Here is a 25325-nt window from a genome sequence, read left to right as displayed (position 1 = left end):
TGGGCGAGCCTGGGGTGAAGCCTCACTTTTTGTTTACTGGAGAGGAGGGAGGCCGCCACTCAAATCGGCAAAACTTCCTCGTCCATATACGTTGGTCGATTGAAGCGAAACACCATTACACACAAGGGAAAACCAGGTAGTCAACTGCAAATAGGAGCCCGCAAAGCACGTGCATCGGGGCGGTGGTGGGGCTGGCTGCTGGGCCTGGGAGTAGCGGCGCCGCTGCACGCGCAAACCCCGTTTCAGGGACTGGAGCACCTGTTTACCGCGCCCAACAGCTACGTGGTGCAGCACACCAGCCAGCCGCTGACCATGGACGGCAACTTAGCGGAAAGCGCCTGGCAACAAGCTGCCTGGACCACCGATTTCGTGGACATTGAAGGCAAGGCCAAGCCGCGGCCAAGCCTACAGACCCGGGTGAAGATGCTCTGGAACGACTCGACGCTGTTTGTGGCCGCCACGCTACAAGAGCCGCAGATCTGGGCCACCCAAACCCACCACGACGATATCATCTACCACGACAACGACTTCGAGCTATTCATCGACCCCGACAACAACACGCACCAGTACTTCGAGATTGAAGTAAACGCGCTGAACAAGATTTTCGACCTGTACCTGCCCAAGCCCTACCGCAACCGGGGCGACGCGTTGATTGGCTGGGACGTGGCGGGGCTGCGCTCCGGCGTTTCCATCAAGGGTACCCTCAACCAACCCCAGGACACGGACGAAAGCTGGACCGTGGAAATGGCTATTCCGCTGAAAACCCTGCGGATGGGGTTTCCTTTCCAGCCGCCCACGGAAGGCACCCAATGGCGCATCAACTTCTCGCGGGTGCAATGGGATACGCGGGTGGTTGACGGCAAAAACCGTAAGCTGCAAGACGCGGCAGGCAAGGATTTACCGGAGCACAACTGGGTCTGGTCGCCGCAGGGCGTTATCAATATGCACTACCCGGAGCGCTGGGGCTACCTGCAGTTCACCCGCCAGGCCAACACCCCATTCAAGCTGCCCGATAGTGAGCTGCGCCGCCGCTACTTGTGGCTGGTGTACTACCGGCAGCAGCAGTACCGGCAGCAGCACGGCCGCTATGCTACCACGCTGGCCGAATTGCAGGTGGCGCCGCAAGCGGAAATCAACCGCCGCCGCCACCAATTGCAGCTGGCCGCTACGCCCTACCAGTTCACCGCTACTATTGCGGCCGCGGGCAACCCCACTATTCACATCAACGACGAAGGATTAATCGAAACCCTGAAACCATGACCAGCCGCCGGAAATTCGTTAGAACCAGTTTGTTGACGGGCTTGTCGGCCGCCGCGCTGCCAGCCGTAGCCCAGGCGGCGTTGCCCGTAGCCGCTCCCACTGCCTGGAAACACTGGGTGTGGATTAACCCCGACTCGAAAGACACCGCGCCGCAGCTCGCCGCCCGCTACCGCAAGTACTACGAGGCGGGCATCCGGGGCATCTTCTTTGAAAAGGACAGCGAGAAGCACTTTCGGGCGGCCAAAGCCCAGAAGCTGGAAGCGCACCACTGGATCTGGACGATGAACCGGGGCGAGAAAACCTTGCTGCAAGCCCACCCCGAGTGGTACGCCGTGAGCCGCAACGGCCAGTCTTGCGCCACCCACCCGCCATACGTGGACTACTACCGCTGGCTGTGCCCCTCGCGCGAGGAAGTGAAGCAGTACCTGGAACAAGACTACGCCGCCGCCCTGAAAAAAGACTACGTCGACGGCATTCACCTCGATTACGTGCGCTTCTGCGACGTGATTCTGCCGGTGAACCTCTGGGACAAGTACAAGATTGTGCAAACCAGCGAGCTACCCGAATACGACTTCTGCTACTGCGCGGTGTGCAAAGCGGCCTACAAGGCGGAATACGGCCTCGACATTGATACCGTGCAGTACCCCGAGGCCAGCCCCTCGTGGCGGGCGTTTCGGTATGAGCGGGTGAATGAAGTGGTACGGCGGCTCACCAACGTGGCCAAATCCTACAAAAAGCCGATAACCGCCGCCGTGTTTCCCACCCCCGATATTGCGCACCGCAACGTGAAGCAGGACTGGGTGAACTGGAACATCAGCGGTGTGTGCCCCATGATTTACCACGGCTTCTACAAAGAAAACGTGACCTGGATTGGGCAGGCCACCAAAGAAGGCGTGCAGGCGCTGAACGGCAAATTTCCGCTATATGCGGGCCTGTTCCTACCCGATTTCAGGAACGACGCCGAAGTGCAGCAAGGCATAGAAAACGCCCTGCGCAACGGTGCCGCCGGGGTTTCCCTGTTCGGCGACGTCTCGGATGGGACGCTGGCCGCCCTGAAAACGGCTTCCACCAAAGTACCCCGCCGCTCCTAAGCTGCGCGGACAGCAACTTATAGCAGATTCAAGAACGGTGTAGAGACGCATGCTTGCGTCTCCCCGTTGAACAGTAAACAGCACGGACGACGCTACACCGTTCTTGAAATGGCTATATACTATACAGATACTATACAAAGGCCGTCATGCCGTGCGGTTATATTTAACGACAGGCTCCTTACTTGTACACCTCGCGGGGGCGGGTGGCCGCGGCGGTTCCGAACGTGCGGTTAGGTTGGGGTCCCATCGTTAGCTGCAAGGTGCCGCCCGCTACAATGTCGCGGTGCAGCAGGAAGCTGTTGGGGTACGGCTTGCCGTTGAGCGTTACTGATTGGATGTAAGGGCTTTGCGGGCCGTTGTTTTTAGTTTCAATCACGAAGCGTTTGCCCTTCGGCAACTGAATAGTGGCTTTGTCGATGATGGGGCTGCCCAGCACGTAGGCCCCACTGCTGGGGCTTACCGGGTAGAAACCCAGCGCCGACAGGATGTACCAGGCGCTCATCTGCCCGCAGTCCTCGTTGCCACTGATGCCGTCGGGTTTGTCTTTGTACATTTCGTGCAGCACCTGGCGCACTTTCTCGGCCGTTTTCCACTGCTGGCCGGCGTAGGAGTAAAGGTACACAGTAGCGTGGCTGGGCTCGTTGCCGTGGGCGTACATGCCAATCAACCCCGAAATGTCGGGGGAGGCGCTGCTGCCCAAATCCCCCTTGATGATAAACAGGCTGTCGAGCTTCTCCGTGAAGGCGGCGTCGCTGCCGAAGAGCTTGATCAGGCCCGGCACGTCGTGGGGCACCAGCCAGGTGTACTGCCAGGCATTGCCCTCGGTGTAGTTGTTTTGGCGGTGAATGGACTGAATCGGGTCGAAGGGCAGCTGAAACTTGCCGTCGGAGGTGAGGCCGCGCATGAAGCGGGTGTGCGGGTCGTAGTATTTCTTGTAGTACTGGGCGCGCTCCGTGTACGTTTTGTAGTCGGCTTGGCGGCCGAGCTTCAGGGCCACCTGGGCAATGCTCCAGTCGTCAATGGCGTACTCCATGGCCTTCGCCACCGATTCGCTTTCCTTGTCGGCCGGAATGAAGCCCATGGTTTTCAGGTAATTCACGCCCTGGTCGTCGCGGGTGCTGGAGGTCTTCATGGCGGCCAGCACCTGGTTGCCGTCGAGGCCGGGCGTGCCTTTGAGGTAGGCTTCGGCCAGGGCCGGTACGGCGCTGTAGCCCACCATCGTGTTGGTTTCGTTGCCCATCAGGTGCCAGATGGGCAGCTTGCCTTGCTGCTGATGAATGGCCAGCATAGACTGCATCATGCCGCTCACCCGCTCGGGCTGCACCAGGGTGAACAGGGAGTGCTCCGTGCGGTACGTGTCCCAGAGCGAGAAGGTGGTGTAGTTGGTGAAAGGCGCCTTGGGGTACACCTTACCGTCGGAGCCGCGGTAGTCCCCGTTCACGTCGTTAAACAGCGCGGGCGCAAACAGGGCGTGGTACATGGAGGTGTAGAAGATGCGCCGGGCCGTGGCGTCCTTGGTTTCGATGGTGAGCTTGGCCAGCTCCTGGTTCCATTTCTGGTCGGCGGCCTGCTGCACCTTGCCGAAGTCCCAGCCCGGAATTTCCTGCGCAATATTGGCCAGCGCGTTCTGGGTACTAACCGGCGACAACCCCACCTTCAGCAGTAAGTTGGCCGGGGCCTTGTCGAAGGTGAAGACGCCCTTGGTGGCCTTGCCTTTCCCGGCTTTGCCAGCCAGCAATTGGGCTTCCTCATACAGCGCAAACTTGGGCACGGGCGCCGACGCTTTGATGGCAAAATACACCCGCTGCGCGTTGGCCCAGCCCTTCGAGAACCGGTAGCCCACGAAGGTCTGCGGGTCCACCTGCTCCAGATACGTTTCCATGGCCTGGTCGTCAATGCCTTCTTTCAGGTCGATGATGACGTGCGCCGGCTGGCGGCCTCCGGCCGGAAACGTGTAGCGGTGAAAGCCCACCCGTTCCGTGCTGGTCAGCTCCGCCCGAATGCCGTAGTCGTCGAGCGTGACGGCGTAGTAGCCGGGGCGGGCCACTTCCCGCTGGTGCGAGAAGCGCGAGAGGTAGCCCTGGTGGGGCGCTTTCTGCTGGCCTTTGTCGGTTTTGATTTCCCCGGTGTACGGCATGATAAGCACGTCGCCGAGGTCGGCGCCGCCGGTACCGCTGAGGTGGGTGTGGCTGAAGCCCGTCAGCAAACTATCGGAGTAATGGTAGCCCGAGCACCAATCCCAGCCCTTGAAAATGTTCTGCGGCCCGAGCTGCACGGCCCCGAAGGGTACGTTGGCCCCCAGAAAAACGTGGCCGTGGCCCCCGGTACCAATCAGCGGGTCAACAAACGAAGTAAGGCGCTGGCCCGACGACCAGGTGGCTGCCAGCAACAGGCTGCTGGTCAGCAGCCGCGGAACCCATTTCAAAGCAGATTGAAACATGCAAAGTGGGAGTTTGACTTGTACAGATATAGGCTTGGAAAGCGGAAGTTTGCCCTCATAGTACTAGCTGGCGGCTAGGCTTCTGGGTAAATATGCTAAAATGTTTAAGCACCTGTTGGGAGATTGTACATTTCGTGAATATTTTAGCCCTTAATCCATTCCTGAAAGCGGCAATGCTGGCTAATGCATAGCTACGAATGGCTGGGCAACGCAGAGTTGACACCCGGTCCTTTGAGCCTGACCCGGCTATCTGCATCCTTAGCTGCTCTCCGCTTGGTACCGCTCCATTCTCCTGTCCTGAAATCCACCGTAGCTTGCCTCGGAAAGCTCCCCACCCACTTCCCCCTAACCCCATGAACCGTAGACTATTCCTCCAGGGCCTCACGCTACTTTTCGGCGGCGCGCTGCTACAGCCCACCTCGTTGCTGGCCGCGGCGCCCGCCTTCCCAGTTGTGCGCCCGGCCGAGGCAAAGCGGCGGTTCCGCAGCCGCTCGGTGGAAGCCGCCATCAAGGAATTCCAAAAGAAAGTGCCCAATCAGGAGCTGGGCTGGCTGTTCGAGAACTGCTTCCCGAGCACCCTGGATACCACCGTAACCTACGCCACGCGGGACGGGCGCCCCGATACCTACGTCATCACCGGCGACATTGACGCCATGTGGCTGCGCGACTCCTCGGCGCAGGTGTGGCCTTACTTGCAGTTTATGGGCAAGGATGCCGAGCTGCGGCAGCTGGTGGCCGGCGTTATCAACCGCCAGACGCGCTGCATCCTCAAAGACCCCTACGCCAACGCTTTCTATGGCGACGACACCAAAGTGGGGGAGTGGAAGTCGGACCTGACGGCCATGCAGCCCGGCGTGCACGAGCGGAAATGGGAAATCGACTCGCTTTGCTACCCCATCCGGCTGGCTTACCACTACTGGAAAATCACCAAGGATGCCGGCCCGTTCGATGCCACCTGGCAGCGGGCCATCCAGACGGTGCTGCAAACCTTCCGGGAGCAGCAGCGCAAAGCCAGCCTGGGTCCCTACAAGTTTCAGCGCGAAACCCCCAAAGCCACCGACACCCAGCCCATGAACGGCTACGGCTACCCGGTGCGCCCGGTGGGCCTGATCTGCTCGGCTTTCCGCCCCAGCGACGACGCCACGCTGTACTCGTTCCTGATACCCAGCAATTTCTTCGCGGTGGTCAGTTTGCGCCAGGCCAGCGAGATGATGACCCAGCTGACCAAGGATTCCAAGACGGCCCAGGAACTCACCGCCCTGGCCGACGAAGTGGAAGTGGCCCTGCGCCAGCACGCCGTAGTGGACCATCCTCAGCACGGTAAAATCTACGCCTACGAGGTGGATGGTTTCGGTAGCCAGGTGCTCATGGACGATGCCAACGTGCCCAGCCTGCTGGGCCTGCCTTACCTGGGTGCGCTACCCGCCACCGACCCTATTTACCAGAACACACGAAAATTCCTGCTCTCCGAAAACAACCCGTTCTTCTTTAAAGGCCGGGCTGCCGAAGGTATTGGCGGCCCCCACGTCGGCCAGGACATGATCTGGCCCATTGCCATTACCATGCGCGGCCTCACCAGTTCCACCGACGCCGAAATCCGGGCCTGCGTGGAAAGCTTGCGCGCCACCCACGCCGGCACCGGCTACATGCACGAAGCCTTCCACAAAGACGACGCGGCCAAGTTCACGCGGGCCTGGTTTGCCTGGGCCAACACCCTCTTCGGGGAGTTTCTGTGGAAGGTGTACCAGGAGAAGCCTAGGCTATTGGTTTAACGGGCTACTCCGTGCTGAAAGGGCCTCCGGACGGCGGGGCAGGGAAACGGTGAAGGTGGAGCCGACACCCAACTGGCTTTGCACGGTGATACTGCCGCCGGCGTTTTCAATCATGCGCTTAATCAGGTACAGGCCCACCCCGGAGCCTTCAACGTGGGTATGAAGGCGGCGAAACATAATGAAGAGTTGGCTTTGCTGCTTCTCGCTCAAGCCCAGGCCATTATCAGCCACTTCCAGCAGCAGGTGAGTGTCTGAGCAATGGGAGCGGACGTGCACCTGAGGAGGGCGGTCGGGGGTGCGGTACTTGAGGGCATTGCTGAGCAGGTTGAACAGCACACTGCGCATATTTTTGGTGGAGAAACGAATGTTAGAACACGCTTCCACTGCTATGCGCACGTCGGCGTTTGTGCTTTCTATCAGGGGCAGCAAGTCCAGGCGGACGTTTTCCAGCACTTGCGCAATATCCAACCCCTCGGGCGACAACTCTTCTGCGCCCTGCTGCAGGCGCGACACGTCGGTGAGGTGGGCAACCGTCTGCTGGAAGCGGGCAATGGAGCCCTCCATCATGCCAACCAAGCGCGGTACCATCGGCTCCTGCACTTCGGTGGGCAGATAGTCGCGCAGGGCATTGAGTAAGCCCTCGATGTTGGCAATCGGTGACTTCAAATCGTGCGAAGCCGCGTACACAAACGTGTCTAGGTCGCGGTTGGTGCGTTGGAGCTGGTTGTTGGTATCGAGTAGTTCCTCGTTGGTTGCCAGTAGCTCCTCGTTGATAGCCGCCAGTTCTTCGTTTAGCTGTTGTACCTGGGCCCGCACCTGAAACTGCTCGGTTACATCGAAGGCAAACGTGCAAATGCCCACAATATTCCCGTTTTCCCGGTAGGCCTGGTACGTGAAGTCGTAGTAGCGAGAATGCCCAACCGTATCGTCGGGGCCGTTGAAAAACAGCAGTTGATCGGTGCCAAAATAAGTTTCCCCGGTCTGATACACCTGATCAATAAGGGCCAGCAGGCCCTGACTGCTGGCTTCGGGCAGGGCCTCCGCCACGGTCCGGCCCAGCAACTCGCGCCCGGCAAACAGCGTCTGGCAGGCGGTGTTAAGGTAGATGTAGTGATGGTCGGGGCCGGAGGTCAGCGAAATAGCCGCGGGCGTTTGCTCGAAAATCTGGTACAGGGCCTCCCGCTCCTGCACTTGGCGCTGGGTGGCGGCAAGCATGGCCTCTTGCAGCATTTCGGCCTGGCGGCGCGACTGCACCTTTTCCGTCACATCAATTGCAAAGGCCAGGATGCCGTGTACCTGCTGCGCATCGTTGAACAGCGGCTGGTAGATAAGGTCAATGTAGGAGAGCTCCGGCTGGCCGGTAGCCACATCATACAGCTGCGCGGGCATGTCGCGGCTAATAAATGGCTCGCCGGAGCTGTATACGCCATCCAGTAGCTCAATGAAACCTTGTTCCACCACTTCCGGAAACACTTCGGCTACGGTTTTGCCGAGCACTGTGCGGTTGGCTGACAGGCGCTGATAAGGCTCGTTGAAGAAGGTATACTGATGATTGGGGCCGCTGAGCGTGGCAATACAGGCCGGTACCTGTTGCAGAATCTGGCCGAGTAGGGCCTGTTGTGTGGCCAAGGCCTGGGTGCGTTCCTGCACCCGGGCTTCCAGCTCCTGGTTGAGCTGCTCGAGGCGCTGGCGGGCCCGCACCTGCTCGGTTACTTCGTTGGCCACTACCATCGCCCCATCAATGTGCCCATCGGCGGCATACGTGGGCACGTACACGAAGTCCCAATACACCGTTTCGCGCTGGCCATTACGGTCGTGCTGGGCCTCCATGGCGTGGGCCACATGCGGGTTGCCGGTTGCCATTACCTCATCCAGCAATTGCTCGTAGCCCATGCCGGCTACTTCGGGCAGGGCCTCAAACAATCCTTTGCCAATAAGCTGCTCCTGCGTGCGTCCCCAGAGCCGGGCCACGGTGGGGTTGGCCAGCTCAATAGTGTAGTTGGGGCCGCGGTACACGGCAATGGCCGTAGGGGCCTGCTCAAACACGCGTTGTAGTTCGCCGCGCCGCAGTTCGGCTTCGGCCCGCGCCGCTTGCTCCCGGGCCTGGCTTTGGCGCAACGCTTCCTCCACATCCGTGCGAGGACGGTCGTTGGTATCCGTGAAGTTAACGACGAGAAGGTCTGCGTAGCGCTGGGCAATAAGCAGAAAATACCCGTCCAGGCCGTCGGCTTGGTAATAGGTTTGGTAGCGCTTCAGCTCCCCGGTTTTAAATGCCTGGCGACACACCTCGAATACGCCATCCTCTTTGGCCGTTGGAAACAGTGTGAGTAGCGTTGCGGGTGGGCGCTCGGGTTGCCCCAGCATCTGCTGGCCCGCCGGATTGAGGCGCACCCAGGCAAAGTCACGGATTTCCTCTGCGTGTTCGTCGTAGAGGGGTTGCAGAACCGCAACGGCCGTCAACGACATCGTAAGCAGGGTATCCAGTAGCCCGGTGGGGTGGGCAACATCGTCTGGCAAAGTAGGCGCGGTGAAATCAGGCATGGTAACGAGGTAGAAGCTCAGCTATGTCAACAAAAGTAAGCTGCCATTCCGCTGCCCAAATGAAAGCGCACTAAACTTTACGGTTTCCGCGGGCTAGCCAGCAACCATATAACACGCCCGCGCCGTGCAGCGCCGGTGGCAGGGTAGGTAAAGAGGCCGATGCCTTTACGAAAGGCTGAGGTGTAGCGGAGCTGCTCTACCACTGGTAACGGGAGCTGCCAACTGTTTCAGGGCTGGAGTTGGCGTGCGCCGCTCGTGAAAAAACCGAACGTTTTGAAGAGTTGCCACGGCGGACGGGCTGCGTGTTCGTTTTCCGGCGTTGCCTCTTCCAGTTTTCGGCGGTACACGCGTAGCTGGTTGCCTTCGGCTACAGCGTAGTAGTGGTGCCCCGCGCCGGCATAATAGGTCTGGAAAAGCAGGACGGCCGACTTCGGAACGCCCAGCCGCGTACCCTGGTCTGGGTCAAGCACCGAAGGCTCAGTATCTACGCCCACCAAAACGCTGTCGGGTTGCTGGCTTGGATATAGGTAGATAGTGACTTGCGGAGCTTCGCCGGCAGTATTATCCAGTGGAAACGACTTTAAGCGAAACGTTTCTCCAGCCAATGAAACCGGTGCTTCCTGATTTGCCTGGTGGAGCGCACTAGGGGAGGCCGCCGCCGCAGTACGACCTGTTGGCTCGGTTGGCGCGGCGGGCGAGGTCGTTGGCTGGTCGGTAGTGGTGTTGCAGCTGCTCACGCTCCACAAGAGTGCAACTGCCAACAGAGGCATGGTGAAAAAACGCATAAACGAAGAAATCAGAAAATTCAGAACGCGTGAAGGCAGCAGCGCAGGCAACTTGCTTTCACCAGCTACAGAATACGGTGCCGCCTGCTCGCCCACAAACGGCCCTTTCCTGCTCCAGGTTGAAGACTCCCTACGTTAACCGGCTGATAAATGAGGCAAGGCAGTTGTTGCATGCAGCGCAGCCGTGGGTGCGCCACCCGATAAACAGGGCAATGCCGGCTTCCAACGTAAGGTGTCGGTTCGCCTGTTCAGCCAATTGCTTTTTTACCTACCTTTCGAGCCGCGAAGCAACGCTTTTGGTGGTGGCTGCATCTGTGTGAAGCAGTAGCACTTCAGCTATCTTGCCGGGTATTCTGAACGCGCAGCTCAGGATATTTGAAAACGAGAAAAGTAGGATACATGACCAAGTGCTTGCATGCTAAGAACTGCCTTTGCTGGCTTGAAACGGCTTTTTTTAAGGTACGACACTTGTAATCTGATACCTTTACCCCGTCTTATGGCTGAGAAAAGCAGTATTTTCGACATGATTGGCCCCGTGATGATCGGGCCCAGCTCCTCGCACACGGCGGGCGTGGTGCGCATTGCGCGGGCGGCCATCCGGATTCTGGGCAGCACGCCCACTCACGCCACCATCACCTTCTACAACTCTTTCGCCCGCACTTACGAGGGCCACGGCTCCGACCGCGCCATTGTGGCGGGCTTGCTGGGCATGGCCACCGACGATGTGCGTATTCGCGAGGCCTTCGAGCACGCCCAGCAGGCCGGGTTGCAGTACACGTTCCAGGGCGTGGGCAACGCTTCCACCATGCACCCTAACACCATCCGGCTGCAACTGCGCGACGAGCAAACCGGGCAGGCGGTGGAAGTGCTGGGCCAGAGCCGGGGCGGCGGCGTCATCCGGATTGTGGAAGTGGATGGCTTTCCGTCGGACTTCTCGGGCAGCCTGCACACGCTCATCCTCGATGCCGACGACGCCAAGGGCTCCATTGCCTTTATTGCCTCCGTCATTGCCCACGACGATTGTAATATTGCTACCATGCTCGTGTCGAGGAAAGGCAAAAACGATATTGCCCGGCAATTCATTGAAATGGATTCCAGCATTAAAGATATTACGCTGGCTTACCTGCGCCAGCTGAGCTGGGTGCACCGCGTGACCTACATTCCTACTATCGATTAGTGCTTCGTACCTGGTGCTTGGTGCCTAGATTGTTTTAATTATGATGAACAAACAACGAAGCACCAAGCACCAGGCACCAAGCACCAAGCACTAACCATATGAACCCAACTGCTACGCTGCTACCGCGCACCTTGCCCTGGGCCGGGGCCCTGGCGCTGCTGCTCGGCGCCGCCGGCCCGGTAGGCGCCCAAACTACGCCCCCCACGCAGCCGCCCGCCGGCACGCTGGCGGCCAGCCAGGTGGCTACCGGCCCCTGGACGCTCCAACGCGCCATTGATTACGCCCTGGAGCACAACCTGACCGTACGCCAAAACCAACTGACGGCCGAGAATGGCAGTGCCGTGCTGCGGCAAAGCAAGGCCGCACTGCTACCCACGGCCAACCTCAACGGCAGCCAAACCTGGAACTACGGCCAGAGCGTAAACCCGCTCACGTTTGAATTCCAGAACCAAACCACCCGCTCCAACAACTTCTCGGGGGCTACCCAGGTCACGCTGTTCCAGGGGTTTCAGCTGCGCAACACCATCAAGCGCAACACGCTGGACTATCAGGCCAGCCTGGGCGATATTCAAAAATCCCGCAACGACCTCTCGCTCAACATTGCGTCGCAGTTCTTGCAGCTGGTATTGTCCGAAGAGCTCATTCGCTCCAACCAAGCGCGGCTCAACAGCACGCAGCAGCAAGTGGAGCGCACCCAGAAGCTGCTGAAGGCGGGTTCGGTAGCGGAAAGCAACCTGCTCGACAGCCAGGCCCAGTTAGCCTCCGATGAGCTGAGCGTGATTACGGCCCAAAACCAGCGCGATATTGCCCGCCTGCAACTCATGCAGCTCATGAACCTGGATGAGGCGTCGCAGGGCGGTTTCCAGATTCAGGTGCCCGAGCTGGCCGACCCCGACGAGCAGGCGCCACTCAGCGAAGACCCCGCCGCCACCTACCAAACGGCCCTAACACTGCTACCCGAAATCAAGACCGCCGAGCTGCGCGTGCGCAGTGCCGAGGCCACCGTGGACGTAGCCCGCGGGGCGTATCTGCCGCGGCTGGTGTTTGGGGGCAGCGTGTTTACGGGGTATTCGTCGGCGCGCACCGTTACCTCGGTCGGCAGCGACTCGACGGCCCGCAAAACCACGTTTTTCGTGGAGCAGCCGGGCGGTGGGCCTGTTATTCCGCTGAACGTGCTGCTGTACCAGCGCAACACCACGGTGCTTTCGCAGCGGTACTGGGACCAGCTCGACCAGAACCTGGGCCGGCAGCTGCAATTCTCGCTCAACATTCCCATCCTCAACGGCTTGCAGGTGCGCACCAACGTGCAACGCTCCCTGATTGGGGTGCAGCAGGCCCGCCTGAATGCCGAGCAGGTGCGCCTGACGCTGCGGCAGAATATTCAGCAGGCCTACGCCGACGCCCTAGCCGCCCAGCGCCAGTTTGGGGCCTCCCGGCGGCAGGTGGAAGCGCTGACTACCGCCTACCGCAACGCCGAAATTCGCTTCAACAATGGGCTGCTCAACGGCACGGAGTTTAATATTGCCAAGAATAACCTGGCTACTGCCGAATCGACGATGATTCAGAACAAGTACCAGTTTATTTTCCGGCGCAAAGTGCTCGACTTCTACCAGGGCCGGCCGCTGGCGCTCTAGAGAGCAACTGAGTAAGTGAGTAACTGAGTAGTCGGTCTGTATGCTCGACAGTGCTATCAAACCGATTACTCAGTTACTCACTTACTCAGTTGCTCACTTACTCAGTTATTCAGCTACTCACTTACTCTTTCATGAAAAATAACCGCTTACTCTACACTCTTCTGATCCTGGCCGTTGTGCTGATTGGTGGCTTTGTAGTGGGGAAGAAACAGGGCTGGTGGGGCAAGCCAACCGGTACGGAGGTAACGGCAGCCAAGGCTACTACCGCCAACATTGTGGAGCAGGTGAGTGCCTCGGGCAAAGTGCAGCCCGAAACCGAAGTGAAGATTTCGCCCGACGTATCGGGGGAGATTATTGAGCTGTATGTGCAGGAAGGCGACTCAGTGAAGAAAGGCCAGCTGCTGCTGCGCATTCGCCCCGACAACTACCAGGCCCTGGTTAATCAGCAGTCGGCGGTGGTGAACACCCAGCGCGCCAACGTGGGCCAGACCCAGGCCCGGTTGCAGCAATTGGTAGCCAGTGCCAAGCAAACCGAGCTGACTTACCGGCGCAATGCCTCGCTCTACAAGCAAAAGGTGATTTCGCTGGCCGACTATGAGGCGGCCAAAGCCGCTTACGAAGCCTCGCAGGAAGAGCTGAACAGCGCCCGCCAGAGCATTCGGGCCGCCCAAAGCAACGTGGCCAGCGCCCAGGCCAGCCTGGACGATGCCCGCAAAAACCTCAACAAAACCACCATCTACGCGCCGGTAAGCGGCACCGTGAGCAAGCTGAACGTGGAGAAAGGCGAGCGGGTGCTGGGTACGTCGCAGATGGCGGGTACCGAAATCATGCGCATTGCCAACCTGAATTCTATGGAAGTGCGGGTGAACGTGAATGAAAACGACATCATCAACGTGCAGCTCGGCGACTCGGCCGTGGTGGAAGTGGACTCCTACGCCAGCAAGGACGAGAAGTTCCGGGGCTTGGTAACCAGCATTGCCAACACCGCCAAGGACGCCCTAACGGCCGAAGCTGTGACCGAATTCGAGGTGCGCATCCGGCTGCTGCCCGACTCGTACCGCCACTTGCAGCGCACCGTGAATGGCCGTACCACGGTACCGTTCCGCCCCGGCATGACAGCTTCGGTGGACATCATCACCAACCGAAAAACCGGCGTGCTGAGTGTGCCGCTGGCCGCCGTTACCACCCGCTCCGACAGCACCATGACGGCCGACAAGGACGCGGCCAAAACCCCCGCCGTGCGCGTGGGCCGTGGTGGCGGCGGTTCTCCGGAAACTGCAGCGGCCCCCAAAGCCGCCGACGTGCAGGAAGTGGTTTTCGTTATTAAGAACGGCAAAGCCGTGCTGACGCCCGTGAAAACCGGCATCAGCGACTTCCAGAACATCGAAATTCTGAGCGGGCTGCAAGCCGGTACGCAGGTGGTGAGTGGGCCGTTCCGGGCGGTGGCCAAAACGTTGAAAGACGGCACGTTGGTGGATGTGAAGGATGCCAAAAGCCTCAATAAGGAAGCCCTGAAAGAAAGCCCCAACGAAGGCAACTAACCGTAGCCGGGCCAGGCCGCCTGGCCTCCGCAAAACCGTCATGCTGCGCACACGTAGCATGACGGTTCTTTTTTACCTGATTGTTCAGCTCCTACATCCCACCGAATTGGAAAAAATAGCCATGCTCGGCGGCGGCTCCTGGGCCACTGCTCTCACCAAAATTTTGTCGGAAAACGGGTCCCGCGTGGGCTGGTGGCTGCGCTCCAAAGACGACGTGCAGCACTTGCGCAGCACCCGCCACAACCCCCGCTACCTCTCGTCGGTGGCCCACGACCTGACCCGCGTGTTTCCGTCCACCGACCTGGAAGAGGTGGTGAAGGAGGCCGACTGGCTGGTGCTGGGCGTGCCGGCCGCGTTTGTGCAGGGTGTGCTGGAAAAGCTGGACCGTGATGCGCTACGCAACAAGCGGGTTATTTCTGCCATCAAGGGCATGATTCCCGGCAAAAACGTGCTGGTAACCGACTACGTGGCCGAGCGGTTTCGGCTACCGCACACCCAAATTGGGGTGGTGGCCGGGCCGTGCCACGCCGAGGAAGTGGCGCTGGAAAAGCAAAGCTACCTCACCATCGGCTCGCCCGATTCTGTGCTGGCCGAGGATTTCTGCCGGCTCTTGCGCAACCGCTACGTGAAAGCCAACCCCGCCCAAGACCTGGATGGCATCGAGTATTTCGCCGTGATGAAGAACATCATTGCTCTCACCGCGGGCATTGCGCACGGCCTGGGCTACGGCGACAATTTTCAGGCGGTGCTGGTCAGCAATGCCGTGCAGGAAATGCGCCGCTTCGTGCACGCCCTCAACCCCCAGCCCCGCGACCTGTCGGGCTCGGCCTATCTCGGCGACCTGCTGGTGACGGCCTACTCGCAGTTTTCACGCAACCGCACCTTCGGCAGCATGGTGGGCCGGGGCTACTCGGTGAAGTCGGCACAGCTGGAAATGAACATGATAGCCGAGGGCTACTACGCCGTGAAAAGCATCTACGAACTCAATAAAAAGCTGCAAGTAGCCATGCCCATTACGTCGGCGGCGTACCACATCCTCTACGAGAAGATTGCGCCAGCCGTGGAAATCGAGCTGCTCAAAGAGAAGTTCAGGTAAGGAACTGTTTGCCTGGCTATTGACCATAAGAGGGAATTCCACGTACTAATAGCCTTCTGCTACCCACCATACCACGCCCTATGAGTACCTGGAGCCACTACACTTTCGACAATGATGCAGCGGCGGACTTCGCCGAGGAGTTTTTGGAAAACCCGAACGAGGCGATGCTGTATGAGGCGCTGGCCACAGCTGCCGAGGAAGAAGGTACCGTAGCCCTGGATGATGCGCACGTAGCCCTGGCCGCCGCCGAAATAGTAGCCGCCGTACTCGGCAAGCCCGCCGCCGATTTGCCGCCCGGTCTGCTGCCAGCCGTAGTTCACCTTGATGCCGATGGCGAAGACCTCCGCGAACTGGCCGAAGAAGCCGTACAGGCCGTGCTGGAGAGGTCGGAGCTACAGGCAGCGCGGGCTACAGGCGAAGAATACGCCAGCTGGCAGCAGCTTCAGCAGGATCTGCTGGCCCGCCTCCAGGACGCGGATACCGACGGAGCTACTCCAGACGAGGCATGAACTGGCTGGCGCTGGCGGCCTGCGCCGCGTTGGGCATGGCCTGCTACAACCTATTGATTAAGACCGCTGCCGGGCAGATTCACGCAATGGCAGGGGCCGTGGTATTGCAGGTGGTAGCCGCTCTGGTAGGAGCGGGGCTGCTGTTGCTGCTGTACTTGCGCGGCACGCTGCCAGCTACGCTATTTACTAGCCGTGGTTTAGCCTTGGCGGCTTTAGCCGGGGCCAGCATTGGGGTAGCGGAAATCCTGACTTTTGCCGTGTACAGCAAAGGCGCTCCGGCTTCGGTTGGCACGCCTCTTATCGTGGGAGGATCGGTGCTGTTAACGGCCGTGCTGGGTGTGCTGGTACTGCGCGAAACGTTGGCCTGGCCGCAAGCCATAGGGCTGCTGCTGGTGGTGGGAGGCATTGCCCTATTGGCCCGCGGAGGGCATTAGTCGCCGCAACGTGCGTTTAATTAGCCTCCACGCATTCCACTTGCAGCAGGAGATTGTATAAGCCGGTGGAAAGCTGCTGTACAAATTCTTGGTCGGCGTCGGCAACCTTGAATTGGTCGAGCACATTGCCCATTACTTCCATGAGGGCGTTTACCACGAGCGGTTCGTTGGTATGGTAGTGCTTTGTTTCCAGTACTTTACGAATAATGCCGTACGAAAACTGATGGTAGTTCTGCTGCTGAAAGTTGGCTAAAAGAGCGGAAGACTCTTGCTGGCTGAAGGGAACGGCTTGCATAGGAAAGTACAGAAGGGTGTGTCAGTGTGAATATACTGATAATATTCTGTACTAATTAAATGGAAAATAGTTTTTCCAAGTTGGTTTTCTTTTAGAAAGAATTTGTTTTTTGTTATCTACGCTCTCAAGCTGCAACCGTAGTCTAGTTGCGCGCACGGGCATAAATCACGACGAAATTGTTGCGGTACACCGGGAAGTAGAAGGGGGGTAAGGCCCAGGCGGGCAATGAGTCGGCGCCTTGTCTCTGAACAGTGAAATTGTAGACCTGGCCCGGCGCGGGGGTGGTGTGCAGCAACATTGGCCGGTGTTCTTGCTGGGTGTAATGCCGGAAGTACAACTCGTAATCAGGGGCCGCTAAGAGCACCCGCGGATTGCTTTGCTGGGTCAGCCAGGCATAAGCGGCTTGCATTTGGTTGTGCTCCCGCACCTCATCCTGGTGCGGAGCCAGCTGCCGCCGAAACTGATATCCGCCGTACGCTGCCACCACCAGCAGGCCTAGTGCCAGTTGCCACCGGGCCGGTAGCCGCAGCCGGTCGAGGAAAAAAGTTGCCACTAAACTGCCCAGTACGCAGCCCAAGAAACTGGTATACAGCAATGCGCGAGCGGGTACTTGTACTTGCTGAAAGGCCATGAGCGGCAGTGGCAGCAGCAGTAGCAGCCAGGCCAGCATAGCCAGTAGTTGCCGTGGGCGCGGCAGTAGCCAGATACAAACGGGCCCCAGAACAAGCAGGCCGCCACCTGCTACCATACCCACCCGCCCGTTACCGGCCAGCATATCCGCCAAAATGCGCAGATACTTCAGGTATTGAGGCCAGAATGCGGTGTCGGACATTGTAGCTACGTAGCGGTTGCCTATCAGCTGCTGTAGACCCGACACGCAGATTACCGGCCAATACAGCAAGGCCGTCACTACCCCAACAATACAGCTCGCCAGCGCCAATTGCCGTAGCTCTGCCCAGCGCCGTTGCCACCCCAGCCCCAGCAAAAGCCCCAGTGCCAACGACACGAACGGGTACAGAAACGTAGGAATAGCATAGAAGCCCAGAATACTGGTAGCAATAAACACCGCCCAACCTAGCCGTTGGTACGTACGGCTCCGCAGCACTGCTAGCGCCGCAAAAAAGGCCAGCAGCAACAGCGTGAGCTGCAGAAAGTAGCCTCGGCCCGCTACTGCGTAGTATAAGCTCAACGGCAGCAAGCTAAAAAGGCCCGTAGCCAGCGTAGCTACCCGAAAATTGCTCCAGCGCAGCAACAGCAGGTAGCCGAAAGTGGTACCTGCCATCGAAGCAGCAAACGTGGGCAGGCGCATCACCAGCCGGGTATTATCAGTGAAGAAGGTAAGCGGCCAGCAGGTGAAATTGAACAGTAAGTGGTTGTTGGGAATGGGGTAGAAGCAGCTAATGGTCAGCAGGCCCGGCCGCACAAAATAGTCGTAGGAAGCTACTTCATCGGTGCCCAATACATAATTAATCAGGTACCAGACCCGTACGGCCAGAATCAGCGCCAGTAGTCCGCAGGCTATCAGCTTTTCCAGCCGTGGCAGCTGCTGCCACACGCTACCCAGCGTTACCCAAGCCTGATAGCACTCCTGCCTGAATAGTTGAGCTTCTCGCCGGAAAGCGGTGGTGTGGTTGCTGCTCAGCGCCACCAATCCACCGAAACTGCCAAGCGCTACCGCCACCAAGCCGTAGCGCAACAACTGGTAGCTACTTGGGGTAACGGCCAGCGGTAGGTAGCGGTAACCGCCTTCGTGGTAAGTGTGGCGACCCAACTCTTGCACTTGGGCGTAGGAGGTGGGCCCAAAAATCAGCAGCAGAAACCCACTGCCCGCCAGCATGCACAACAGCCCGAAGGCCACAAAAAAGCGGAAGGAAATGGCTGAAGGGGCAGGCATAAGCCGGAACAAATCAGACGGCCAGCGGGAAGCCCAGCTTCGCCAGCTCGTCCCAGACGCGGTGCACGGGCAGGCCCATCACGTTGTAGTAAGAGCCTTCCAGCCGCGTCACGGCTACCATCCCAATCCAGTCCTGTGCCCCATAGGCTCCGGCTTTATCCAATGGTTGATAGGTATGGACGTAGTGTGCTATTTCTGAGTTGGATAAAGCGCGAAAGTGTACGGTGGTTCGGTCGGAAAAGACCACCTGCCGGCCGTCGCCGGCAAGCAGGCACACGCCCGTGAATACGTCGTGGGCGCGGCCTTGCAGGCGGGTGAGCATCCGAATGGCTTCGGCGGTATCGGCAGGTTTATTGAGCACATCATCATCGAGGCAAACGATGGTATCGGCCGTAAGAACTACCTCGTCGGGGGCCAAGCCGGCCCGGTAGGCGCTGGCTTTGTGAGCGGCCAGGTACTCGGCAACCTCGGCGCGGCGCAGGTGCGCCGGAAACGACTCGTCCACTTCCTGCAAGCGTACCGTGTAGGGCACGCCTAGGTCGGTGAGCAGCTGCCGCCGCCGCGGCGAGTTAGAGGCCAGAATGAGGTGCATGGATTGATTGTTAAATTGTTGTATTGCCGAATTGCTGATTGTTGAATTGTTCGTTGTTTGGCACACCCGCAACGATGAAAGGTTGTCAAGCAACCATCCAGCAATCAACAATCAGTCATCAATTCAACTAAAAACGGATGGGTGGTTTCTTCGGCGCGGATGCTGCTGAAGAGGAAGCCACCAATAGTTTTGGGGTAGAAAAAGGTGGACTTGGGCGGCATAACGGCCCCGGAATGGCAGACTTGCTCCACCTCTTGCATGGTTACCTCGTTGGTAATAAAGGCGGCGCGGGCCTCGCCGGCATCCACCCGCGTGAGGCACTCTGAAAAGCTCCGCACGTAGGCCACACCCGGCCATTGCCGTTGGGCATCCAGGCCCACTAAGCCCAGGGCTTTTTCCAGCACAAAGAAGTGCAGCACCGTCAAATCCAGCGCTTTTACTTCGGGCGTAGTGTCCCAGCTAAGCTGCGCGTGCACCTCGGGCCGCAGCCGGATTTTGTAGGCCTGGCCGCCCTGCAAGTACAGCCCAAACGCCCAGGGCTTGCCGGCAATCAGCTCGGGCAGGTCGTAGGCGTCTTCCTTGGGCAGCACCGTGAAATACGGTTCCAGTCGGGCCAGCAGCTCAGCGTCGGTGAGGGCGCCGGGCAGATCCAATAGCAAGCGGTGGGTGGGCAGAATCCGCAGGTCGTCGGCGGCCGAGTTGGTGAGGTACATCAGGTGGTAGTTCCAGCCTTCCTGCCCGGTTGCGTTGGGGGTAGCCGCCAACTGAGCCTGCCGATACGCCAAGGAGCCTTCGTAGCGGTGGTGTCCGTCGGCCAGTATCACCTGCCGCCGCGCCAGCACCGCCTGAAACTGCCGGATAACGTTGGTGTCCTGAATGACGGCCAGCACGTCGCGGGCGCCCTGGTAGTCTTCGGTGGTTTCGTAAAGCGGGTCCTGCATGGCCTCGTCCATCCACCGTTCCAAGGTGAACTCGTCGTCGCGGTAGAGGCCGTGAGTGGCGCTGGTCTGGAACTCGGTGCGAGCTAATAGTTCGGCCCGGTCGTTGACGGAAGCCGGCAGCGTGTTTTCGTGGCGTAATATCACCTCCTCAGGCCAGGCGTAGGCCCGGATGTGGCACATAAAGCCTTTGCGGCAAAACTCGCGGGTACTGCCCGGCAGCCGGAAGTACTGATAATACACGTAAATGCCCGGCAGCTCGTCCTGGCGCAGTACCCCGGCCTGCTGCCACTCCTGGAGCCGTTGTAGGGCCGCACCAGCCGCATCGTCGCCACGCGGTACGGAAAGGTGGATGCTGTTGAGCGGGTTCTGATAGAGGGCCTCCCGCTGCTTCCGCGACACGACATCAAACAGCGGCGACACATACTCATCTATTTGCTGGCTCAGCACCGGATTGTAGCGCCAGCCGCGCAAAGGTTGAATTTCAGCCAAGGGGAAAGGAATTAGAAATTAAGAATTAAAAATTAAGAATGAATCGGGAGTGAGCGTCAATTCCTGCATCCAGGAAGCAACGCCCCATTTTTAATTCTTCATTCTTAATTTTTAATTGACTCACGGTGCCAGGCGGCTCAGGCGCCAGGTGTCACCGGCCAGCTCATACACGATTCGGTCGTGGAGGCGGCTGGGGCGGCCCTGCCAGAACTCTACGCGGTGCGGCCGCAGAATGTAGCCGCCCCAGTGCGCAGGGCGGGGGAGTGGGTTCTGACCCGCAAATTCCGCTTCCAACTCTTTTTCCCGGCTTTCCAACGCTTCCCGGCTCTCGATTACCTGACTCTGGGGCGAGGCCCAGGCGCCAATCTGGCTGCCGCGCGGCCGGCTCTGGAAATACTCGGTCGACAACGAATCAGGGGCTTTCTCTATCCGACCTTCCACCCGCACTTGTCGCTCCAGCCCCGGCCAGAAAAACGTGAGGGCGGCCAGCGGCCGGGCCGCCAGCTCCTGGCCCTTGCGCGACTTGTAATTGGTATAGAACAGAAACCCCGCGTCGTCGGGCAGGCCTTTGAGCAGCACCACCCGCGCCGACGGCTGGCCCTCCTCTGATACTGTGGAAACCGTCATGGCCGTGGGCTCGTCCAGTTTAGCTTGCAGGGCCTCATCGAGCCACACCCGAAACTGAGGAACAGCGCCGGGCAACACATCCGCTTCGGAAAGGGTACGCTGAGCGTAGGTTTTGCGCAGGTCGGCCAGGTGCGGGTCGAGCATAGTCGTTGTGGGTTTTTGGTTCTTCGTTTTTCGATTTTGGGGTTGGGTTGAAGGGTTAATTTTGGGTGGTGTGTTGACTTGGCTACCACGCTTAAGCAAGCGTCGAACAGCCAACCACCAAGAACCTACAACGAATAACCAGCAACAAACCGGGCCGCAAGGTAACACAATGCCGATAGGCAGGGAACCTCCGGCGGCCCGTCTGACGTACTAAACGTACGTATTTACGTTCCACTGTCTGGAATTCAAGCGCGGGCCTGCTTTCTATCGGCCTGCGCCAGGTGCACACTATTACTAAGTAGAAACCCATGCCTCGTCTTCGTTCCAGCAGCCTGCTGATTTCGCAGCCCTTCCTTGGTGATCCTAACTTTGAACGCTCCGTGGTGCTGCTGTGCCGGCACGACGAAGAGGACGGCTCGTTTGGGCTCGTGCTCAACCGCGCCTCCAACCTAAACCTGTCCGACGTGCTGCAACTGCCCGTACCCGCCGATTCGCCGGTGGCGCAACTGCCCCTGCTCATCGGCGGCCCGGTGCAGCCCGACACCCTTCATTACCTGCACCAGCGCCCCGATGTGCCCGAGGCCATTGACCTGGGCCAGGGTGTGTACTGGGGTGGCGACTTCCAGGTGCTGGTGGGCTTACTGCTTAGTGGTGAGCTGGCGCCGGAGGCCGTCCGCTTCTACGCTGGCTACTCTGGCTGGACGGCCGGGCAGCTCGCCGAGGAAATCGGGGAGAATGTTTGGATTGTGCATCCGGATGCTGCCGGGAAAGTCTTTACTTTGGACAATGATGCCTTTTGGCAGGCGATTCTGCGGGAAAAAGGTGGGCGCTTCCGGGCCCTATCCAACTACCCCGTCGATCCGCGCCTGAACTAATACCCTTCCTTCCCCGTCGCCCGCCGCTAGTTCCTTTGTGGGACGCGGTTGGGCCTTTTTCGCTGAATTGTATGCTACCCGAAAACGACAACACCCCCACCAGCTCTACTAACGAGGATTCGGAATCACCGATGAGCATTTTAGAGCGTCGTTTAACTGAAATCCGCTCCAAGCAGGACCCGGCGGAGGCCTCAACGCCCGATATTATCGAGCAGCCCGCCACCGAAACCCACCTTCCGAGCGGGCAGCCCGCCGGTGCCGGTACGGCCGAAGCCCCCGCCGAGGCGGTAGCGCCCGACGTAACCCCAGGCTCTGCCGGAACCCAGGTGCCCCCCCACGACCCCGCCGTTTCCGACTCGCAGGCCCGCGCCGAAGACCATTACGGCCCGGACAACCCCGGAGTAGCCAGCGCCCAGGAGTCGGCGGTGCCCACTGAGCAGCAGCCTACCACGGTGGTAGAAGCCGGAGCGGCTCCCTCCGAGCCGTCGGCTGCCCCTGCCGAGGAACCAGCTGCGTCGCCGTCGGCGGTAGCTGCGGAAACGCCTGCCGCAGCCAGCTCAGCCGCTGTAGACGCGCAAGGCACCCCCGAAGCCACGCCCGACACCAACCTGCCGGTAGAAGAGCTGCACGCTGCGCCCGAAATCGAGGATTTCCCCGAAGGCATTGCGCACCTGACTACCTCGTCGCCAACACCGGCTACGCCCGAGAATACCGCGCCGGATACCGAGCACAGCGCCGAGGAAGAAGAGTTTGTGCCGGAAACACCGGGCGTGGATTTCGCCACGCTTGATTTGCCCGCGCAAACCGCCCATCTGGTGGAGCTCCTGCGCCGCCCCGATGCCCGCCAGAACCGCAAGCAAATCACCGACCTCTACCGCCAATACGAAACCGGCAGCAAAGCCGACCGCGCCGCCGCTCGTCAGCAGTTCACCGAAGCCGGCAATGCCCCCGACGACTTCACCTACACCGGCCCCGCAGGCTACCAGGAACTGACCAAGCTGATGCAGGAGTTCCGCGACAGCCGCGTGCGCGACGCCAAAGCCGAGGATGAGCAGCGCGCCCGCAACCTGGTGCACAAGCAGCACCTGCTGTCCCAGTTGCGGTTGCTGGTTGAGTCGGCCGAAACCAAGGACAGCTCGGCCCGCATCAAGGCCCTGCAAAACGACTGGAAAGCCACCGGCCCCGTGCCGCAAAAAGACACCCAGGAGTTGTGGAACAGCTACCACGCCCTGCTCGACATCTTCTACAACAACCGCGGGTTGTTCTTCGAGATGAAAGAGCTGGACCGCCGCCGCAACCTCGAAGCCAAAGAAGCGCTTATCGTGCGTGCCGAGGCGCTGGCCCAGCAGTCGAGCATCAACAAAGCTCTCAACGACCTGCGCCAGCTACACGAAGAATGGAAGCACATCGGGCCCGTTCCGAACGAGCAGCGCGAAGCCCTGTGGCAGCGGTTCTTGCAAGCCTCCGAGCAAGTGCACAACCGCAAGAAAGAGTTTTTAGATGTCCGCTCCACCCAGGAAAATGCCAACCTAACCCGCAAAACGGCCCTACTGGAGCAGTTGGTCCCCTTCGGCGATTTTCACACGGAGCGTGTGAACGAGTGGCGCGCCAAAACCGACGAGCTGCAAAAGCTGAAAGAGGAGTGGGACGCCGCCGGCCTTGTACCCCGCGACAAGGCCGACGCCATGAACAAGCAGTTCTGGGGGGCTTACAAAGGCTTTTTCCAGCACAAAAACCAGTTCTTCAAGGCGCTTGATGAAGAGAAAAACGGCAACCTCAAGCGCAAGCTGGAGTTGATTGAACAGGCGGAAGCTGCCCTAGCCAACCCCGATTGGGAGCAGGGCCGCGAAGTGGTAATTCGGCTGCAAAAGGACTGGAAGACCATCGGCCGGGTGCCGGAAAAGCAGTCCGACAAAATCTGGAACCGGTTCCGTACCGCCTGCGACGCTTTCTTCGACCGTAAAAACCAGGAAGTGAAGCAGCGCCAGGAAAAGGTACAGCAGGCCAGCCAGGCTCAGACTGCCCACCTCGACCAACTAGCCGCGGATATTGCTGCGCTTTCACCCGATGCCCCTGGTAGCCTAGACGGTTTCCGGCAGCACGTGCAGGAGTGGCAGGCCGCTGGAGCCACGGAGGGCAACCCCCGCGGCGGCAACGAGCGCGCCGACGAGCGGTTCCAGGGCCTGATGGGTAAGTACCTTGATACCGTGCCCGCCTTGTCGTACCAGGAGCGGGCAGAGCTTCTCTTCAACTTGCAAGTGGAGCGCCTCAAAGCCAGCCCCGATTCGCAGCAGCAACTCTACAAGAAAGAGCAGGCGCTACGCCGCGAAATCAACGAGCTGGAAAACGATATTTCAACCTTGAAGACCAACCTGGAATTCTTCGCCCGCTCCAAAAACGCGGCGCAGCTCCGGGAAGAGTACCAGGGCCGAATCGACGAGGCCCAGGGCCGCATTGAAGCGTTGAAAAAGCAGCTACGAGTTATTCGAAGCTAGGCTCGCACCCAAAATCAGGAACGCAGAACGGGCGTTTGGTACTCCACCAAACGCCCGTTCTGCGTTCCTGATTTTGGGTATGATATGCTGCGTCAACGTAACCGCGGTTAAAAGTATATTAAAATGTGTATATAAGCGTACTTGCTGTTCCACTAACCACACTCCCTATGCAAACCTTATTTGAAAAACCCGGCATTACCATCATGTATGATATGGTGACTAAGTGGCTGTATGTAACCTGGCGCGGGGAACACGACGACGAATCGTCGTTGGCAGGGTGCGTAACCATCTTAAACAAGATACGCCAGACCAAGAGCAACAAGATTCTAAACGACAGCAGTCAAGTACTCGACGGCTGGAGTGAAGTAGTACGGTGGATTGGACAGGAATTTTTCCAAGCGCTAGCCGATGAGGGTGTAATAGCTATTGCCTGGGTTATGGCTCATGATTGGCCCGCTCGTGCCGATATCAATAAAGTTGTCGGCTATACCACGCGGCCGATAGTAGACACATTCGAGGATATTGAATCAGCTTATAATTGGTTACGGGCAGTGCCTGATAAACCAAGTCATGAGATATAAGATACGAGTAAATGAAATATATTTTACAATAAAGCCATATTAACAAGAATTAGTGATATTAATTGTTTTATATTTGATTGAATGATTTCAAAACTTTAAGAGTGGTTATCGA

20 protein-coding genes are annotated in these 25325 nt (G+C 59.2%); 12 read left to right on the top strand and 8 right to left on the bottom strand.

Annotated features, from left to right (window positions below):
• Nucleotides 1-99: 99 nt before the first annotated feature.
• Both J0X19_RS11475 and J0X19_RS11470 read left to right on the top strand, forming a co-directional pair.
• Complete coding sequence (locus J0X19_RS11475) at nucleotides 100-1260, top strand: carbohydrate-binding family 9-like protein (protein WP_242582473.1); 1161 nt, start codon at nucleotides 100-102, stop codon at nucleotides 1258-1260.
• Nucleotides 1257-2351: a family 10 glycosylhydrolase gene (locus tag J0X19_RS11470; RefSeq protein ID WP_206984499.1), complete on the top strand. Its 1095-nt coding sequence runs from the start codon at nucleotides 1257-1259 to the stop codon at nucleotides 2349-2351. Before J0X19_RS11475 ends, J0X19_RS11470 begins: the two co-directional genes overlap by 4 nt.
• Before the next feature lie 178 nt (nucleotides 2352-2529).
• Here the strand turns inward: J0X19_RS11470 and J0X19_RS11465 are convergent, their stop codons facing one another.
• A complete protein-coding gene (locus J0X19_RS11465; protein ID WP_206984498.1) occupies nucleotides 2530-4791 on the bottom strand; it encodes a GH92 family glycosyl hydrolase in 2262 nt (753 codons plus the stop codon).
• Nucleotides 4792-5144: 353 nt separating this feature from the next.
• Between J0X19_RS11465 and J0X19_RS11460 the strand changes: the two genes are divergently transcribed.
• Nucleotides 5145-6563, top strand: coding sequence for a glycoside hydrolase family 125 protein (locus J0X19_RS11460; RefSeq protein ID WP_206984497.1), 1419 nt, complete (start codon nucleotides 5145-5147; stop codon nucleotides 6561-6563).
• Here the strand turns inward: J0X19_RS11460 and J0X19_RS11455 are convergent.
• Both J0X19_RS11455 and J0X19_RS11450 read right to left on the bottom strand, forming a co-directional pair.
• The gene (locus tag J0X19_RS11455; RefSeq protein WP_206984496.1) at nucleotides 6552-9104 is read right to left on the bottom strand and encodes a PAS domain-containing sensor histidine kinase; all 2553 of its coding nucleotides are present in this window, start codon (nucleotides 9102-9104) and stop codon (nucleotides 6552-6554) included. The genes J0X19_RS11460 and J0X19_RS11455 overlap by 12 nt on opposite strands.
• A 227-nt stretch (nucleotides 9105-9331) precedes the next feature.
• The gene (locus J0X19_RS11450) at nucleotides 9332-9889 is read right to left on the bottom strand and encodes a hypothetical protein (RefSeq protein WP_206984495.1); all 558 of its coding nucleotides are present in this window, start codon (nucleotides 9887-9889) and stop codon (nucleotides 9332-9334) included.
• A gap of 496 nt (nucleotides 9890-10385) precedes the next feature.
• Here J0X19_RS11450 and sdaAB point away from each other — a divergent pair, with 496 nt between their 5' ends.
• The 6 genes from sdaAB to J0X19_RS11420 all read left to right on the top strand — a co-directional run bounded on the left by sdaAB (nucleotide 10386) and on the right by J0X19_RS11420 (nucleotide 16280).
• Complete coding sequence (gene sdaAB, locus J0X19_RS11445; RefSeq protein WP_206984494.1) at nucleotides 10386-11066, top strand: L-serine ammonia-lyase, iron-sulfur-dependent subunit beta; 681 nt, start codon at nucleotides 10386-10388, stop codon at nucleotides 11064-11066.
• 98 nt (nucleotides 11067-11164) lie between these two features.
• The gene (locus tag J0X19_RS11440) at nucleotides 11165-12700 is read left to right on the top strand and encodes a TolC family protein (protein ID WP_206984493.1); all 1536 of its coding nucleotides are present in this window, start codon (nucleotides 11165-11167) and stop codon (nucleotides 12698-12700) included.
• Nucleotides 12701-12831: 131 nt separating this feature from the next.
• Nucleotides 12832-14241: an efflux RND transporter periplasmic adaptor subunit gene (locus tag J0X19_RS11435; RefSeq protein WP_206984492.1), complete on the top strand. Its 1410-nt coding sequence runs from the start codon at nucleotides 12832-12834 to the stop codon at nucleotides 14239-14241.
• 58 nt (nucleotides 14242-14299) lie between these two features.
• On the top strand, nucleotides 14300-15337 hold the full coding sequence (locus tag J0X19_RS11430; RefSeq protein WP_206984491.1) for an NAD(P)H-dependent glycerol-3-phosphate dehydrogenase: 1038 nt from the start codon (nucleotides 14300-14302) through the stop codon (nucleotides 15335-15337).
• Nucleotides 15338-15417: 80 nt separating this feature from the next.
• Nucleotides 15418-15846, top strand: coding sequence for a DUF4259 domain-containing protein (locus J0X19_RS11425; protein ID WP_206984490.1), 429 nt, complete (start codon nucleotides 15418-15420; stop codon nucleotides 15844-15846).
• Nucleotides 15843-16280, top strand: coding sequence for an EamA family transporter (locus tag J0X19_RS11420; protein WP_206984489.1), 438 nt, complete (start codon nucleotides 15843-15845; stop codon nucleotides 16278-16280). Before J0X19_RS11425 ends, J0X19_RS11420 begins: the two co-directional genes overlap by 4 nt.
• 16 nt (nucleotides 16281-16296) lie before the next feature.
• Here the strand turns inward: J0X19_RS11420 and J0X19_RS11415 are convergent, their stop codons facing one another.
• The 5 genes from J0X19_RS11415 to pdxH form a co-directional block, all read right to left on the bottom strand.
• The gene (locus J0X19_RS11415) at nucleotides 16297-16575 is read right to left on the bottom strand and encodes a hypothetical protein (RefSeq protein ID WP_206984488.1); all 279 of its coding nucleotides are present in this window, start codon (nucleotides 16573-16575) and stop codon (nucleotides 16297-16299) included.
• Between the two features lie 142 nt (nucleotides 16576-16717).
• The gene (locus tag J0X19_RS11410) at nucleotides 16718-18469 is read right to left on the bottom strand and encodes a hypothetical protein (protein ID WP_206984487.1); all 1752 of its coding nucleotides are present in this window, start codon (nucleotides 18467-18469) and stop codon (nucleotides 16718-16720) included.
• A gap of 13 nt (nucleotides 18470-18482) precedes the next feature.
• Complete coding sequence (locus J0X19_RS11405; RefSeq protein WP_206984486.1) at nucleotides 18483-19061, bottom strand: Maf family nucleotide pyrophosphatase; 579 nt, start codon at nucleotides 19059-19061, stop codon at nucleotides 18483-18485.
• Between the two features lie 104 nt (nucleotides 19062-19165).
• Nucleotides 19166-20491, bottom strand: coding sequence for a DUF1015 domain-containing protein (locus J0X19_RS11400; RefSeq protein ID WP_206984485.1), 1326 nt, complete (start codon nucleotides 20489-20491; stop codon nucleotides 19166-19168).
• Between the two features lie 120 nt (nucleotides 20492-20611).
• The gene (pdxH, locus tag J0X19_RS11395) at nucleotides 20612-21262 is read right to left on the bottom strand and encodes a pyridoxamine 5'-phosphate oxidase (protein WP_206984484.1); all 651 of its coding nucleotides are present in this window, start codon (nucleotides 21260-21262) and stop codon (nucleotides 20612-20614) included.
• Nucleotides 21263-21570: 308 nt separating this feature from the next.
• Here pdxH and J0X19_RS11390 point away from each other — a divergent pair, with 308 nt between their 5' ends.
• The 3 genes from J0X19_RS11390 to J0X19_RS11380 all read left to right on the top strand — a co-directional run bounded on the left by J0X19_RS11390 (nucleotide 21571) and on the right by J0X19_RS11380 (nucleotide 25213).
• Nucleotides 21571-22137: a YqgE/AlgH family protein gene (locus tag J0X19_RS11390; protein WP_206984483.1), complete on the top strand. Its 567-nt coding sequence runs from the start codon at nucleotides 21571-21573 to the stop codon at nucleotides 22135-22137.
• Between the two features lie 71 nt (nucleotides 22138-22208).
• Nucleotides 22209-24632, top strand: coding sequence for a DUF349 domain-containing protein (locus J0X19_RS11385; protein ID WP_206984482.1), 2424 nt, complete (start codon nucleotides 22209-22211; stop codon nucleotides 24630-24632).
• A 167-nt stretch (nucleotides 24633-24799) separates the two neighbouring features.
• The gene (locus J0X19_RS11380) at nucleotides 24800-25213 is read left to right on the top strand and encodes a hypothetical protein (RefSeq protein ID WP_206984481.1); all 414 of its coding nucleotides are present in this window, start codon (nucleotides 24800-24802) and stop codon (nucleotides 25211-25213) included.
• Nucleotides 25214-25325 lie beyond the last annotated feature (112 nt).

The organism is Hymenobacter telluris, from assembly GCF_017313265.1.
In the GTDB taxonomy this organism is placed as follows: Bacteria; Bacteroidota; Bacteroidia; order Cytophagales; family Hymenobacteraceae; genus Hymenobacter; species Hymenobacter telluris.
The sequence above is the reverse complement of the archived record's forward strand: the minus strand, read 5'-3'. Positions and strand labels throughout refer to the sequence as shown.

Bases quoted from the DNA above. Each gene is read 5' to 3' on its own strand.
- J0X19_RS11470 (WP_206984499.1), top strand. From the start codon at position 1,257: ATGACCAGCCGCCGGAAATTCGTTAGAACCAGTTTGTTGACGGGCTTG.
- J0X19_RS11465 (WP_206984498.1), bottom strand. From the start codon at position 4,791: ATGTTTCAATCTGCTTTGAAATGGGTTCCGCGGCTGCTGACCAGCAGC.
- J0X19_RS11460 (WP_206984497.1), top strand. From the start codon at position 5,145: ATGAACCGTAGACTATTCCTCCAGGGCCTCACGCTACTTTTCGGCGGC.
- J0X19_RS11455 (WP_206984496.1), bottom strand. From the start codon at position 9,104: ATGCCTGATTTCACCGCGCCTACTTTGCCAGACGATGTTGCCCACCCC.
- J0X19_RS11450 (WP_206984495.1), bottom strand. From the start codon at position 9,889: ATGCGTTTTTTCACCATGCCTCTGTTGGCAGTTGCACTCTTGTGGAGC.
- sdaAB (WP_206984494.1), top strand. From the start codon at position 10,386: ATGGCTGAGAAAAGCAGTATTTTCGACATGATTGGCCCCGTGATGATC.
- J0X19_RS11440 (WP_206984493.1), top strand. From the start codon at position 11,165: ATGAACCCAACTGCTACGCTGCTACCGCGCACCTTGCCCTGGGCCGGG.
- J0X19_RS11435 (WP_206984492.1), top strand. From the start codon at position 12,832: ATGAAAAATAACCGCTTACTCTACACTCTTCTGATCCTGGCCGTTGTG.
- J0X19_RS11430 (WP_206984491.1), top strand. From the start codon at position 14,300: ATGACGGTTCTTTTTTACCTGATTGTTCAGCTCCTACATCCCACCGAA.
- J0X19_RS11425 (WP_206984490.1), top strand. From the start codon at position 15,418: ATGAGTACCTGGAGCCACTACACTTTCGACAATGATGCAGCGGCGGAC.
- J0X19_RS11420 (WP_206984489.1), top strand. From the start codon at position 15,843: ATGAACTGGCTGGCGCTGGCGGCCTGCGCCGCGTTGGGCATGGCCTGC.
- J0X19_RS11415 (WP_206984488.1), bottom strand. From the start codon at position 16,575: ATGCAAGCCGTTCCCTTCAGCCAGCAAGAGTCTTCCGCTCTTTTAGCC.
- J0X19_RS11410 (WP_206984487.1), bottom strand. From the start codon at position 18,469: ATGCCTGCCCCTTCAGCCATTTCCTTCCGCTTTTTTGTGGCCTTCGGG.
- J0X19_RS11405 (WP_206984486.1), bottom strand. From the start codon at position 19,061: ATGCACCTCATTCTGGCCTCTAACTCGCCGCGGCGGCGGCAGCTGCTC.
- pdxH (WP_206984484.1), bottom strand. From the start codon at position 21,262: ATGCTCGACCCGCACCTGGCCGACCTGCGCAAAACCTACGCTCAGCGT.
- J0X19_RS11390 (WP_206984483.1), top strand. From the start codon at position 21,571: ATGCCTCGTCTTCGTTCCAGCAGCCTGCTGATTTCGCAGCCCTTCCTT.
- J0X19_RS11385 (WP_206984482.1), top strand. From the start codon at position 22,209: ATGCTACCCGAAAACGACAACACCCCCACCAGCTCTACTAACGAGGAT.
- J0X19_RS11380 (WP_206984481.1), top strand. From the start codon at position 24,800: ATGCAAACCTTATTTGAAAAACCCGGCATTACCATCATGTATGATATG.